At 65.0% G+C, this 14615-nt stretch carries 10 protein-coding genes; 1 reads left to right on the plus strand and 9 read right to left on the minus strand.

Translation table 11 applies throughout. The annotated features are described in order from the left end of the window. The first annotated feature begins 25 nt into the window (after positions 1-25). Complete coding sequence (locus MJ8_RS09100; protein ID WP_201414071.1) at positions 26-1375, plus strand: LLM class flavin-dependent oxidoreductase; 1350 nt, start codon at positions 26-28, stop codon at positions 1373-1375. Positions 1376-1447: 72 nt separating this feature from the next. Here the strand turns inward: MJ8_RS09100 and MJ8_RS09105 are convergent, their stop codons facing one another. From MJ8_RS09105 to MJ8_RS09145, 9 genes are all read right to left on the minus strand, one after another. Beyond that, positions 1448-3157: an APC family permease gene (locus MJ8_RS09105; RefSeq protein WP_201414072.1), complete on the minus strand. Its 1710-nt coding sequence runs from the start codon at positions 3155-3157 to the stop codon at positions 1448-1450. Positions 3158-3397: 240 nt separating this feature from the next. Then, a complete protein-coding gene (locus tag MJ8_RS09110; RefSeq protein ID WP_201414073.1) occupies positions 3398-5767 on the minus strand; it encodes a DUF1989 domain-containing protein in 2370 nt (789 codons plus the stop codon). Positions 5768-6025: 258 nt separating this feature from the next. Continuing rightward, on the minus strand, positions 6026-6649 hold the full coding sequence (locus MJ8_RS09115) for a sarcosine oxidase subunit gamma (RefSeq protein ID WP_201414074.1): 624 nt from the start codon (positions 6647-6649) through the stop codon (positions 6026-6028). Beyond that, positions 6642-9623, minus strand: a complete 2982-nt coding sequence (locus tag MJ8_RS09120) for a sarcosine oxidase subunit alpha (RefSeq protein WP_201414075.1) — start codon at positions 9621-9623, stop codon at positions 6642-6644. Before MJ8_RS09120 ends, MJ8_RS09115 begins: the two co-directional genes overlap by 8 nt. Further along, complete coding sequence (locus MJ8_RS09125; RefSeq protein ID WP_040998061.1) at positions 9623-9898, minus strand: sarcosine oxidase subunit delta; 276 nt, start codon at positions 9896-9898, stop codon at positions 9623-9625. Before MJ8_RS09125 ends, MJ8_RS09120 begins: the two co-directional genes overlap by 1 nt. 15 nt (positions 9899-9913) lie before the next feature. Then, positions 9914-11167, minus strand: a complete 1254-nt coding sequence (locus tag MJ8_RS09130; RefSeq protein ID WP_201414076.1) for a sarcosine oxidase subunit beta family protein — start codon at positions 11165-11167, stop codon at positions 9914-9916. Positions 11168-11203: 36 nt separating this feature from the next. Beyond that, positions 11204-12511 carry a type III glutamate--ammonia ligase gene (gene glnT, locus MJ8_RS09135; protein ID WP_201414077.1) on the minus strand — a complete coding sequence of 436 codons (1308 nt, stop codon included), beginning with the start codon at positions 12509-12511 and terminating at the stop codon, positions 11204-11206. 36 nt (positions 12512-12547) lie between these two features. Further along, positions 12548-13876, minus strand: coding sequence for an FMN-binding glutamate synthase family protein (locus MJ8_RS09140; protein ID WP_201414078.1), 1329 nt, complete (start codon positions 13874-13876; stop codon positions 12548-12550). A 6-nt stretch (positions 13877-13882) separates the two neighbouring features. Next, positions 13883-14614: a GXGXG domain-containing protein gene (locus tag MJ8_RS09145; protein WP_201414079.1), complete on the minus strand. Its 732-nt coding sequence runs from the start codon at positions 14612-14614 to the stop codon at positions 13883-13885. Position 14615: the final 1 nt, after the last annotated feature.

Genomic DNA, 14615 nt, shown 5'->3' on the forward strand with positions numbered 1-14615 from the left:
GCTCGTCATCGCTGGATCCTTCCCTATGTCACACAAGCGGCAATTGCGGCTTGGCGCCTTCATGCGCCCCGTCAGTCTTCACACCGGCGCCTGGCGCTATCCCGGCGCCTATGCCGACGCCAACTTCAACTTCGCGCATCTGAAGCGCTTCGCGCAGACGCTCGAGGCGGCGAAGTTCGACGCCTTCTTCATGGCCGACCATCTGGCCGTGCTCAACATGCCGATCGAGGCGCTGCGGCGCAGCCATACGGTGACGTCCTTCGAGCCGTTCACGCTGCTGTCGGCGCTCGCAGCCGTCACCGATCACATCGGCCTGGTCGCCACCGCCTCGACCACCTTCGACGCGCCGTATCACATCGCCCGGCGCTTCGCCTCGCTCGACCACATCAGCGGCGGCCGCGCCGGCTGGAACATCGTCACCACCTCCAACCCGGACGCGGCGCTGAATTTCGGCCTCGACGAGCATGTCGAGCACGACGAGCGCTACCACCGGGCGCGCGAGTTCTACGACGTCGTCACCGGGCTGTGGGACAGCTTTGCCGACGACGCCTTCATTCGCGACGCCGAAAGCGGCCTCTACTTCGATCCATCGCGGCTGCATGTGCTCGACCACAAGGGCGAGCATCTGTCGGTGCGCGGTCCGCTCAACATCGCCCGTCCACTGCAGGGCTGGCCGGTCATCGTCCAGGCCGGCGCGTCCGAGGCCGGCCGGCAGCTGGCGGCCGAAACAGCCGAGGTGATCTTCGCCGCCCATGCCGATCTCGCGGCCGGCCAGCGCTTCTCTGCCGACGTCAAGGGCCGGGCGCAGAAACTCGGCCGCGCGCGCGACGACATCAAGATCCTGCCCGGCGCCTTCGTCATCGTCGGCGATAGCGTCGAGGAGGCACGCGCCAAGCGCGCCAAGCTCGACAGCCTCGTTTACTATGAGAGCGGCATCGCCTCGCTGTCGATCGCGCTCGGCCACGACGCGTCCGGTTTCGATCCGGACGGACCGTTGCCGGACATTCCGGAGACCAATGCCTCTAAAAGCAGCCGCGAACGCGTCATCGAACTTGCGCGCAATGAAAGCCTGACGGTTCGCCAGCTGGCGCAACGGCTGGGCGGCTATTCCGGTCTGGCTTTCATCGGCACCGCCAAAACGATCGCCGACGAGATGGAGGAATGGCTGCTCACCGACGGGTCCGACGGCTTCAACATCATGTTTCCTTATCTGCCCGCCGGGCTCGACGATTTCGCCGAGAAGGTGATTCCCGAGCTGCAGCGGCGCGGAATCTTCAGACGGGAGTATGAAGGCTCGACGCTGCGCGAGAATCTCGGCTTGAAGCGTCCTGCAAACCGGTTCTTCGAAGAAGCGGCCGTCCGCAAGGCCGGCTGATCTCAGCGTCGACAAACTCGCCAAAAGAAAACGGACGCGCCGAGGCGCGCCCGTCTCTTTCAGGTTGCCATGTCAGATGACGAACACCCAATTGGCGATCAGCATCACGATCACGCCGGCGGCGAGCGTCAAATAGGGCAGCATGCCCGCCTTCTTGACCGAGAGGTCTGCCCCCGCCATGCCGAGGTCGGCCAGCATGTGCTCGGGGAACTTGCCGCCGTCCTGGATGTAATGGCGGAAGCAGAACACCGGGATGATCAAGGCCGCAGTGATCAGGCCCGCCCACAGCGCCATCGGGTTCCACACCTTGGCGCCGGCGCCCATGAAGACCGCGTTGACATAGGCGAAGACGGCGCCGATGCCGAGCAGCCAGGTCGGCGCCTTCCAGGGACGGTTGATGTGGCCGTTGTCGATGCGGTGGATCCAGCCCGCGTTGAGGTTGAGGAAGTTGAAGATGATGTAGCCGCAATTCGATACGGCGAGGATGAAGAAGAAGCTCGTCGCGTCGGCCGAAGCGATCGCCAGCACGATCAGGTTGAAGCAGAGGTCGGTCCACATTGCCCGCGTCGGCGCGCCATGCTCGTTGACATGGCTGAGATAGCGCGGCAGCCAGCCGTCGACCGAACCCTGGTAGAGCGTGCGCGAGGAGCCGGCCATCGCCGTCATGATGCAGAGCACCAGCGCCAGGATCATCAGCATGACCAGCAGGCTGTGGATCAGCTTGCCGCCCCCGACCATGCCGGCCAGCGCGTCGGCGACGCCCGAGCCGTCGACGATCGGCGTCGCCAGCATGCCATTGAGACCCAGCACGCCCTGGAAGGTGAAGGGCACCAGGATGAACAGGAGCATGCAGAGCAGGCCGGAGTAGAAGATCGCCTTGAAGGTGTCGGTACCGGGGTTCTTGAATTCCGACGTGTAGCAGACCGCGGTCTCGAAGCCGTAGGTCGACCATGCGGCAATGAACATGCCGCCGAGCGCCAGCGTCCAGCCAGCGATGTTCCAGGAGCCGGGATCGGGTGCATAGGCGGCAGCCAGCGGCACCAGCGGCGAGAAATTCGCCCAGTCGATCTGGCCGGTGAAGATCGGCACGACGCCGACGATCAGCATCGGAATGATGACCAGCAGGCCGATATATTTCTGCACATTGGCCGTGCCCAGGATGCCTCGGTGCTGGATGGCGAAGATGATCAGCATCAGCACGGCGCCGATGAAGAAGGTGGCGTTGAAGGTGAAGGACACCGGGCCAAGCGTGTGGCCCCAAAGCGACCATGTGCGGATCGCCGGCGTCGCGGCGGCGGTCACCGCGGTGATGGCGTCGGCCGGTGCCGTTCCGGCATGCGCCGCGATATAGGCAATCACTTCGGGAGAATTCTCGGTGAAGATCGGCACCGGCGCCAGCGCGTTGAGGATATAGGCTGCCGCGATCGAGCAGCCGAGCGACAGCACCGGCGACCAGGCGAACCAGTTGCACCACACCGACAGCGGCGCGATGAATTTCGAATAACGCAGCCATGCGGTGGCGCCGTAGATCGAGGCGCCGCCGGACTTGTTCGGAAACAGGCCGGCAATCTCCGCATAGGTGAAGGATTGCAGGAAACCCATGATCATGGACACCGTCCAGATCAGGAAGGCCAGCTTTCCCGTCGTGCCGGCAATGCCGCCGATCGAGAACAGGACCAGTGCCGGAACGCCGCTTGCCACCCAGAAGGCGCCACGCCAGTCGATATGCCTGAGCAGCTTGCTTTCGACAGGCTGCTCCAGGGCCGTGCTTATCGTGCTCATATCTTGTGTCTTCCCCTTTTTTCTGTTCCCCGCCGGCGACGCTTCGGCTCTCGCGAAGCTTGCTCCCCGGCCAATCACCGTCGACCCGTCGTGTTTCCACTCAGTCGTATTTTTTTCTTTAGAGTGAAGATTGATCCGACGCGCTTTCGCGTCAAGCGTTTTGTGGATGTCATGCACATCACGCTTGCGAAACATGCTCTCCCCCTTCTCCCCAAGCGGAGAGGGCAAGGGTTGCCGCTATCAGGAACGAGGCTTGGTCTTCTGCGGATCGTAATGCGCGAAGGCCACGACGCGTGCCGGCAGCCGCTTGGCGTGGCCGTCGAGCTTGCCGATCTCGACCTCGGTGCCGATCTCGGCATGGGTGACGTCGAGCCTTGCTAGCGCGATGTTTTTGCCGAGCACCGGCGAGCGCATGCCGGAGGTGACGATGCCGATCTGGGCGCGGCCGACATGCACGCAGTCGCCATGGCCGACCGGGATGTTGGCGTCGATGTCGAGGCCGACAAGCTTGTGCTGCGGATGCTCCTTACGCCGGATCAGCGCGTCGCGGCCGATGAAGTCGTCGGCCTTGGTCTTCAATGGCACGGTGAAGCCGATGCCGGCCTCGAACGGATCGGTCTGGTCGGAAAACTCGTAGCCGGCGAAGATCAGCCCGGCCTCGATACGCACCATGTCGAGCGCCTGCAGGCCCATCGGCTTCAGCCCGTGCGGCTGGCCGGCTTCCCAGATCGCGTCGAACACTTTTTCGGCGTCGCGCGGATGGCACCAGATCTCATAGCCGAGTTCGCCCGTATAGCCGGTGCGCGAGACCACGACCGGCACGCCGTTGCCGCCGCCGATGCGCGCAACCGCGAAGCGGAACCATTCGAGCTCGCCGATCGAAGGCTGCACCGGCGAGGTCCAGACGACTTCCTTCAAGATGTCGCGGCTCTTCGGCCCCTGCACGGCGATGTTGTGCATCTGGTCGGTTGACGAGCGCACCAGCACGTTGAGGCCGAGTTTTTTTGCCGTCTCGCGCAGCCACTCGCCGGAAAGATCGTCGCCGCCGACCCAGCGGAAATTGTCCTTGCCGAGTCTCAGCAGCGTGCCGTCATCGATCATGCCGCCATGCTCGTAGCACATGGCCGTATAGACGACCTGGCCGACGCCGAGCTTCTTGACGTCGCGGGTCAGCGTGTATTGCAGCAGCGCTTCGGCATCCGGTCCGGTGACCTCGAACTTGCGCAGCGGCGACAGGTCCATGATCACGGCATCCTGCCGGCAGGCCCAGTATTCGGCGATAGGGCCTTCCTTGGCGAAGGAATTGGCCAGCCAATAACCCCTGTATTCGACGAAGTCGCGCGTGTGCTTGGCAAAGCTCGAATGAAAGGCTGTCTCGCGGGTCATTTTCGGTTCCGAGTCGGGCTTCATGCGTCTGGCGATCGCTCGCGAGAATTTGTTCTGGCCTGAATAGGTCCGCACATGGATGTCTGTGAGGTCCCAGCCATTGGCGGGCGTGGTGTCGTCCGGGCAGGCCGAAGACACGCAGACGATGTCGGTCAGCGCGCGCAAGAGCACATAGTCGCCCGGTCGCGACCACGGCTCGTCCGACACCATCACGCCATGCGCGTCGATCGCCGTGTTGAAGAAGAAGTTGATCGCCATCCAGCCGGCGCGGGGCGTGACACCCTTGTCGACAAGCGCCTTGTTGAAATTTTCCGAGCAGTTGGTGTGACCGGGATAGCCGATGTCGTCGTAATATTTGGCGGCGCAAGCGAGCGCGAAGGCGTCGTGCCGGCCGCATGTGTCCTGCACCACCTCGACCAGCGGCTCCATGTCCTGGTCGTAATATTTCGAATGCAGGCCCGGCATCGGATAGGCCGAGCCCATCAGCGTGCGGGTCGTCGTCACGTCGAGCGGCAGGTCGCGGCCCTTGTCCAGCTTGCGCGCTGAAAAGCACTGGAAATCGGTGCATTGCCGGCCGTCGACGTCGATGATCTGCAGGTAGTCGCCAGCCTTGACGAAATAGGATTCGGCGGTCGCCGAATGCACCCTGAGATCGAGCACCGGATCGGCGAGCGGATCGGCAAGCTGGCCTCTCGTCTTCAGCCGGATCGTCGCTCGTCGCACGATCACGGTGAGCGGCGTCGCCGTGTCGTGACCGTCGACCAGCATCGGCCCGCCGGGAGCCGCGATCAGCAGCGCGCCGTCGCGCTGCACGGAAAAACTCTGCTCGGTCCCGGCGGGCGAGGCGCCGCCGAATACGCGCACGGCCTTCGGCTGGTCGAGTTCTACCTTGCGGCGCGCGAGGCTGAGGCGCAACGCCGAAAGGCTGTCATCGCCCTCGGCGAGGAGCGCCTTGATGCCGGCGGCGTTGCTGTTCGACCGTTCGCCGAAAATGCCGGGATCGGTCGCGCCCGACTTGTCCCAGGCCAGCAACTCGCAGGGCTGCCCGCCCTCGACATTGGTGACGCTGACGCTGTCGCCGGCTTCGATATCGATCAGCACCGCGCCATTGCCCTGCACGGTGTAGCGTTCCACGCCTGGCGGCAGGCTGATCTCGCCGGGGCGCAGGATCAGGCTCGGGCGCGGCGGTCCGGACAGGACGGCAGGGTAGGGCGATTGGCTCATCTCAAACCCTCCTCCGAGCGAGAAACAAGTTTGCCTGTGTGTAAAATTATTTTCGCTGAGAGAATAGCAGGGGGAATGCGTTTGGCAAGCACTGGCTCCACCTTCTCCCCTTGTGGGAGAAGGTGTCGCCGAAGGCGACGGATGAGGGGTGCTCCAGGGAAAGCCAGCGTCTCACTCCGCTGGAACACCCCTCATCCGTCTCGGCGCTGTCGCGCCGATCCACCTTCTCCCACAAGGGGAGAAGGGAAGGGCGCGACGCTACGCCAATTCCTCGGAATGGCCGATCGTGACGCCATATTCCGCGGCCGAGTCCAGAACGGTATGCCACAGGCTCTCGGCAAAAGTTGCGAACACCAGGAGATTGAACACGGCCCGGCCATCGCGATCACCACCGCGCCACAGCGTGACGCTGGTGTGATCCATCGACGTGGCCGCCGCCGCGCCCACACCGAACACATCGGGATGCAAATCGATCGACGACAGCTTGGCGAGCATCGCGCGCGCCTTGTCGCCGGACACGCTGATCAGCGCCCGCGCGTGCGACTGGTCGGAAAGCGAGGCCGAACCGGCAAAGACAGGGCCGAGCGCCTCAATCGAATGCTTGGCACCCTTGGACAGCACGAGAAACTGGTCTGGCCCCGACCAGATCAGCGTCGCATCGGCCGCAGCGACCGCCTTGGGCGTTTCGGGCGCGGCAACGCCGAAGCGCGCCTTCGCCGCCTTCGCCGTCTCGCCGGCCTTGCCGCGCCGCGCCATCACCTGCACGAGATCGAAATTGCGGATCTCCGTCAGGCTCACGCCGGCGTCGCCTTGCGCGCCGTAAGCGCCGGCGACCAGCGCTCGCTCGAGCGGGCCGCGGATGTCCCAGGAAAAATCAGCCACGCTGGCGCCCTCCATCCGGATCGTAGAAGACGGAATTGCAGAGCTCGACATCATAGTCCTCGCCGCGCAGCGGATCATGCGCGCGCACGATCTCGCCGATGCGCTCGCGGCCGCGCTCGACAAGACCTAGCCCGATCCATTGGTCGAGCACCGGCGAGAAGCAGACCGAGGTGATATAGCCCTGATCGTTGTCGGGGCCGGGCGTCTCGCCCTTCGGGATGATGTGCGCGCCGGAGCGCAGGCGGCGTGCCTTGTCGGTCGGCTTGATGCCGACGACCACCTGTCGGTTCGGCGCGACAAGCGCCTCGCGGCCGGCCATGACGCGGCCGATGAAATCCTTCTTGGTCGACATCATCTTGCCAAGGCCGAGATCGCCAGCGGTCGTGGTGCCGTTGAGCTCCGGCCCGGCGACATGGCCCTTCTCTATGCGCATCACGCCGAGAGCCTCGGTGCCGTAAGGCGTGACGCCGAACGGCTTGCCGGCAATCATCAGGTTGCGCGCCATGGCCTCACCATAGCGCGCCGGCACCGAGATCTCGAACGCCATCTCGCCGGAGAAGGAGATGCGGAACAGCCGCGCTTTCAGGCCGCCGCGCAGCTTGACCTCGCGCGCGCCCATGAAAGGAAAACCTTCGTTCGACAGGTCCTCGCCCGGATCGACGATCTCCTTCAAGAGGTCGCGGGTCTTCGGCCCGGCGATCGAGAACTGCGCCCACTGATCCGAGACGGAAGTCAGCTGCACGTCGAGCTCGGGGAACAGCACCTGGCGGCAGAATTCGAGATGCTGCATCACCAGCCCGGCCTTGGCCGTCGTGGTGGTGAGGAAATAATGGTCCTCGGCCAGACGCGAGGTCGTGCCATCGTCATAGACGATGCCATCCTCGCGCAGCATCAGCCCGTAGCGCGCCTTGCCGACGGCAAGGCTGGAAAAGGCATTGATGTAGACGCGGTCGAGGAAGGCACCGGCATCCGGACCATGCACGTTGATCTTGCCGAGCGTCGAGACATCGCAGAAGCCGACGCCTGAGCGCACCGCCTTGACCTCGCGGGTCACCGATTCCAGCCAGTCCTTCTCACCGGGACGGGGATACCACTGCGCGCGTTTCCAGAGGCCGGTGTCGACGAAGATCGCGCCCTGTTCGGCCGCCCAGTGATGCGACGGCGTCAGCCGCGTCGCATGGAAATTCTCGTCGCGGTGATGGCCGGCGAAGGCGCCGATGGCGACCGGCACATAAGGCGGCCGGTAGATCGTCGTGCCGGTCTCGGGGATCGACTTGCCGGTGACAGCGGCCATGATGGCGAGGCCGGCGACATTGGAGGTCTTGCCCTGGTCGGTCGCCATGCCGAGCGTGGTGTAGCGCTTCAGGTGCTCGACCGACTCGAAACCCTCGCGCTGCGCCAGCTCGACATCGGAAGCGGTGACGTCATGCTGCTGGTCGACGAAGGCCTTGCCCTTGCCGGCGACGTGCCAGAGCGGCGTCAGCGAAAAAGCCTCGTCGTCGGCGACCGGCATCGATCCGATATTGCCGCTGTGCCCGGTATCGCGGGCCGCGGTAGCGCCGGCTTCGAACCCTTCGCGCAGGCAGGCGCCAAGCCCGAAGGCGCCGTTGGCAGCGCCCGCGGCGACCATGCCGGGCGGCCCACCGTCCGGAACGAAGGCAGCGATGTCGTCGCGCCATTTCGGCCGGCCGCGATGGTAGGAAGTAAGGCCTACCGCCGGGTTCCAGCCGCCGGAGACGGCAAGCCCGTCGGCTTCGACCTCGGCGCGCGCGCCACCGGTCAGCGTGACGGAAATCTTGCGCACGCCGCCCTTGCCGCCGTCGACGCCGGCGACAGCGCCGTGCAGCACCGGAAAGCCGTTCTTGCTCGCAAGCGCGCGATGCGCCGGCGAAACGTCCGGCCGCGCATCGATCACGGCCGCCACTTGCAACCCGGCGGCGATCGCCGTTTCGGCGGTGCGCCAGCCGGTCTCGTTATTGGTGAACAGCGCGATGCGCCGCGCTGGCTTTGCTGCGTAGCGATTGATGTAGCTGCGCATGGCCGACGCCATCATCACGCCCGGCGTGTCGTTGCCTGCGAAAACGATGGGACGTTCGATCGCGCCGGCTGCGACGACGCAGCGCTTGGCCACGATCCGCCACAGGCGCTGACGCACCTGATGCTCCGGCGGCACCGGCAGATGGTCGTTGACGCGCTCGATCGCGCCATAGGTGCCGCCGTCATAGACGCCGAACAAAGTCGTGCGCGTCATGATGCGCACGTCCGGCATGGCCTCGAGTTCGGCAAGCGCGCGGGCGATCCATTCGGCCGCCGGCGATCCGTCGACCGTGCCGCCATCGGCGAGCAGCCGCCCGCCAAGGACGAAATCCTCCTCGCACAGGATGACGCGCGCGCCGCTGCGACCGGCGGCGAGGGCTGCCGCCAGGCCCGCCGGTCCGGAACCCGCGATCACCACGTCGCAATGCGCCCAGGCCTTGTCGTAGCGGTCGGGATCGGAAACGCCCGCTGCGCGGCCAAGGCCGGCGGCGCGACGGATCGCCGGCTCGTAGATAGCCTCCCAGAATTTCGCCGGCCACATGAAGGTCTTGTAGTAGAAGCCGGCGACGAAGATCGGCGCGAACAACTGGTTGACCGACATGACGTCGAAATTGAGCGACGGCCAGCGGTTCTGGCTGGCGGCTTCCAGGCCTTCATAGAGCTCGGCCGTGGTCGCCTTGGTGTTCGGCTCGCGCCTCGCGCCGCTTCGCAATTCGACCAGCGCGTTGGGTTCTTCCGAGCCCGCTGTCAGGATGCCGCGCGGGCGGTGATATTTGAACGAACGGCCGACGAGCTTGACACCGTTCGCGACGAGCGCGGAAGCCAGCGTGTCGCCCTTGAAGCCCGAGAAGGTCTTGCCGTCGAAGCGGAAGTTGAGCGGTGCCGAGCGGTCGATGAGACCGCCATTGTTCAGCCGGTTTGCCTGATCGCCGCGCATCACGCACCAACCTTGGCGGCGCCAGCGCCAGCCGCTGGCTCCACGGCCGAAATCTCATGCGTCAGCGTGTTGCGCGTGACCTTCAGCCAGGCGCGGCAGCCGCCGCCATGGTACCAGTGCTCGCTCATCACGCCGGCGATGTTGTCGCGCAGATAGACGTAATCGTAGACGGCATCCTCGCCGGCATCGGCCGCGGGACGTTGCGGCTTGGCGTCGCCGAGATAGGTGAACTCGCCGAGCTCGCGTTCGCCGCAGAAGGGACAGGTAATACGCATGGTCTTCTGGCGGCCTCAGTGCAGGTTCGGTTGGGCGCCCTGGCCCTTCTCGTCGATCATGGCGCCGCGCTGGAACCGGTCGAGGCGGAAGAGCGCGGCCTCCTTGTGCGATTGATCGCGGGCGATGAGATGGGCGAAGACGAAGCCCGAGCCCGGCGTTGCCTTGAAGCCGCCATAGCACCAGCCGGCATTGATATAGAGGCCGTCGACCGGGCTCTTGTCGATGATCGGTGAGCCGTCCATCGACATGTCCATGATGCCGCCCCACTGGCGCAACAGCCGCACGCGGCCGATCATCGGGATCAGCGCCATGCCGCCTTCGCAGACATCCTCGACCACCGGCAGATTGCCGCGCTGTGCGTAGGAATTGTAGCCGTCTATGTCGCCGCCGAAGACCAGCCCGCCCTTGTCCGACTGGCTGACATAGAAATGCCCGGCGCCAAAGGTCATGACATTGGGCAAGAGCGGCTTGATCGCTTCGGAGACGAAAGCCTGCAGCACATGGCTTTCGATCGGCAGGCGCAAGCCGGCCATCGCCGCGACGCGCGACGAGGAACCGGCCACCGCCATGCCGACCTTGCCGGCGCCGATCTTGCCGCGCGATGTCTCGACGCCGGTGACCTTGCCGTCGGCATCGCGCGTGAAGCCGGTGACCTCGCAATTTTGGATGATGTCGACGCCGAGCGCGCTTGCGGCATGCGCGTAGCCCCAGACGACCGCATCGTGGCGGGCCGTGCCGCCTCGCCGCTGCAGCAGCCCGCCTTGCACGGGGAAGCGCGCATTGTCGAAATTCAGGAACGGCAGCATTTTCCTGAGCGCCGCCTGGTCGAGCAGCTCGGCGTCGATGCCGTTGATGCGCATCGTGTTGCCGCGCCGGGCGAAGGCGTCACGCTGCGCGTCGGAGTGATAGAGATTGAGCACGCCGCGCTGGCTGACCATTGCGTTGTAGTTGAGGTCCTGCTCCATCCGCTCCCACAGCTTCATCGAAAGCTCATAAAAGCCGGTATTGCCTGGCAGGCCGTAATTGGAGCGGATGATGGTGGTGTTGCGGCCGGCATTGCCGGAGCCGATCCACCCTTTTTCGAGCACCGCGACATTGCGGATGCCGAACTCGCTGGCGAGGAACCAGGCGGTGGCGAGCCCATGGCCGCCGCCGCCGATGATGATCACGTCGTAGCGGTCCTTGGGCGCCGCGTCGCGCCAGGTGGGCTGCCAGTTCTTGTGCCCGGAAAGGGCGGCGCGGGCGAGCGAGAAGATGGAGTATTTCATGAAGTCATTCCAAGGCCGCTCGCCGTACGCCCGACATCAGATATCCAGCGTGTGGTCGCGCTCCCACTGCGTGAAGTGCGACGCATAGGAATTCCATTCCTGCTGCTTCAGCTTTAGATATGCCGACGAAAATTCCTCACCCAGCGCCGCCTTGAGCGATTTGTCGTTGTCGAACTCACGCAGCGCGTCGAGCAGGTTGAGCGGCAGTTTCGGCGCATCCGTCACGGTATGGCCGAACTGGTACATGTCGATGTCGTAGCGCTTGCCGGGGTCGGCCTTCGAGCGGATGCCGTCGAGGCCGGCGGCGATGATGACGGCCTGTAGGAGATAGGGATTGGCGGCGCCGTCCGGCAGGCGCAATTCGAAGCGGCCGGGCCCGGGCACGCGCACCATATGGGTGCGGTTGTTGCCGGTCCAGGTCACCGTGTTCGGAGCCCAGGTCGCGCCCGAGATGGTGCGCGGCGCGTTGATGCGCTTGTAGGAATTCACCGTCGGATTGGTGATCGCGGCAAGCGCCGAGGCATGCTTCATGATGCCGCCGAGGAAGTTCCTGCCCTTGGCGGACAGGCCGAGCTCTTGCGAATTGTCGGCGAACACATTGGTCTTGCCGGTCTCGTCCCACACCGAGATATGCGCGTGGCAGCCATTGCCGGTCAGGCCCTGGAAGGGCTTCGGCATGAACGTCGCGCGCAGGCCGTGCTTCTCGGCGATCGACTTGACCATAAACTTGAAGAAGGAGTGCTTGTCGGCGGTCGCCAGCGCGTGATCGAAGGTCCAGTTCATCTCGAACTGGCCGTTGGCGTCCTCATGGTCGTTCTGGTACGGGCCCCAGCCAAGCGCCAGCATATGGTCGCAGATCTCGGCAATGACGTCGTAGCGGCGCATCACCGCCTGCTGGTCGTAGCAGGGTTTCGAGGCTGTGTCGTATTCGTCGGAGATCGCCTTGCCGTCGGGCGAGATCAGGAAGAACTCGGCCTCGACGCCGGTCTTGACATGCATGCCGTCGCGGGCGGCTTCGTCGATCACCCGCTTCAGCGTGTTGCGCGGCGCCTGGTCGACGAGCTTGTCGTCCATCACGCAGGTGGCCGCCACCCAGGCGACGTCTTTCTTCCACGGCAATTGGATGACCGAATCCGGGTCCGGCACCGCCAGCATGTCCGGATGCGCCGGCGTCAGGTCGAGCCAGGTCGCGAAACCGGCGAAACCCGCCCCGTCCTTCTGCATGTCCGCGATCGCCTGCGCCGGCACCAGCTTGGCACGCTGCCCGCTGAACAGGTCGGTGTAGGAGATCATGAAATATTTGACGCCGTTCTCCTTGGCGAATGCGGCGAGATCGTTCCCCATTATAGTTCCTCGCTTATGTGGTCTTGGAAGTTTGTCTTAGAAGCCGTTCTTCCCCGGTATCCAGTTGGTGCCGGCCAAAGGTACGCCGGCCATGGCGGCAGCTTCGATCGAGAGCGCGACGAGATCCTCGGGCTCGAGATTGTGCAGGCTGTTCTTGCCGCAGGCGCGGGCAATCGTTTGCGCTTCCAGCGTCATCACCTTGAGGTAGTTCGCCAGCCGTCGTCCGGCCGCGATCGGGTCGACCCGCTTCATCAATTCAGGGTCCTGGGTGGTGATCCCGGCCGGGTCGCGGCCCTCATGCCAGTCGTCATAGGCGCCGGCTGTGGTGCCCAGCGCATTGTACTCCGCCTCCCAGCGCGGATCGTTGTCGCCGAGCGCGACGAGCGCCGCCGTGCCGATCGACACCGCGTCGACGCCAAGCGCCAGCGCCTTGGCGACATCGGCGCCGTTGCGGATGCCGCCGGAGACGATGAGCTGCACCTTGCGGTGCATGCCGAGGTCCTGCAGCGCCTGCACCGCCGGCCTGATGCAGGCAAGCGTCGGCTGGCCGACATTCTCGATGAACACTTCCTGGGTCGCGGCCGTGCCGCCCTGCATGCCGTCGACCACGACGACGTCGGCGCCGGCCTTCACCGCGAGCGCGGTGTCATAGTAGGGGCGGGCCCCGCCTACCTTGACGTAGATCGGCTTTTCCCAGTCGGTGATCTCGCGCAATTCGAGGATCTTGATCTCGAGATCGTCCGGGCCGGTCCAGTCGGGATGGCGCGAGGCCGAGCGCTGGTCGATGCCCTTAGGCAGCGTGCGCATCTCGGCGACGCGGTCGGAGATCTTCTGGCCAAGCAGCATTCCGCCGCCGCCTGGCTTGGCGCCCTGGCCGACCACCACTTCGATGGCGTCGGCGCGGCGCAGGTCGCGTGGATTCATGCCATAGCGCGAGGGCAGGTATTGATAGACCAGCGTCTTCGAATGGCCGCGCTCTTCCTCGGTCATGCCGCCGTCGCCGGTGGTGGTCGAGGTGCCCGAAAGCGTGGCGCCGCGCCCCAACGCTTCCTTGGCGGGACCGGAGAGCGAGCCAAAGCTCATGCCGGCGATGGTGATCGGGATCTTCAGCTCGATCGGTTTCCTGGCATGGCGCGTGCCCAACACCACACTGGTGTCGCAGCGCTCGCGATAGCCTTCGAGCGGATAGCGAGAGATCGAAGCGCCGAGGAACAACAGGTCGTCGAAATGTGGCAGCTTGCGCTTGGCGCCGGCGCCGCGGATGTCATAGATGCCGGTCGCAGCCGCGCGGCGGATCTCGGAAAGCGTGTAGTCATCGAAGGTCGCGGATTTGCGCGGCGTCGTCGGCGGGTTGCGGTAGGTCATCTTGCCTCAATACGCGTCGGCGTTATCGATGTTGAAATTGTAGAGCTTGCGGGCCGAACCGTAGCGCTTGAACTCCGAGGCCTTGACGCCGGTGACGCCGGCCTTGTCGAGCAGGCCTTGCAGCAATTCGATATGCTCGGGCCGCATTTCCTTGGCGATGCAGTCGGCGCCGAGGCTTTCCACCTTGCCGCGCACGAAGAGCCGTGCCTCGTAGATGGAATCGCCCAAGGCATCACCGGCATCGCCCAGCACCACGAGGTTGCCGGACTGCGCCATGAAGGCCGACATGTGGCCGATATTGCCGTGCACGACGATGTCGATGCCCTTCATCGAGATGCCGCAGCGCGAGGAGGCATTGCCCTCGATGACCAGCAGGCCGCCGCGACCGGTGGCGCCGGCATACTGGCTGGCATCGCCCTTGATGACGATCGAGCCCGACATCATGTTCTCGCCCACGCCAGGGCCGGCCGAGCCATGCACGGTGATCGTCGCGCCGTCATTCATGCCGGCGCAGTAATAGCCGACACTGCCGCGGACATCGATGCTGACCGGCTGGTCGACGCCGACGGCGACCGAATGGCTGCCCTTCGGATTGAGCACCTCCCAGGCGGTCTCGTTCGAGCCGGGCGTGAGCTGGTGCAGCGCCTGGTTCAACTCGCGCAGCGAATGTTGCGAGAGGTCGAACACCCTCGCATGGCCTTGCTCGCGCTCAGCCTTCGACATTGGGGTTGCCGGCATC

Origin of the sequence: Mesorhizobium sp. J8 (assembly GCF_016591715.1) — a bacterium.
Lineage (GTDB): Bacteria > Pseudomonadota > Alphaproteobacteria > Rhizobiales > Rhizobiaceae > Mesorhizobium.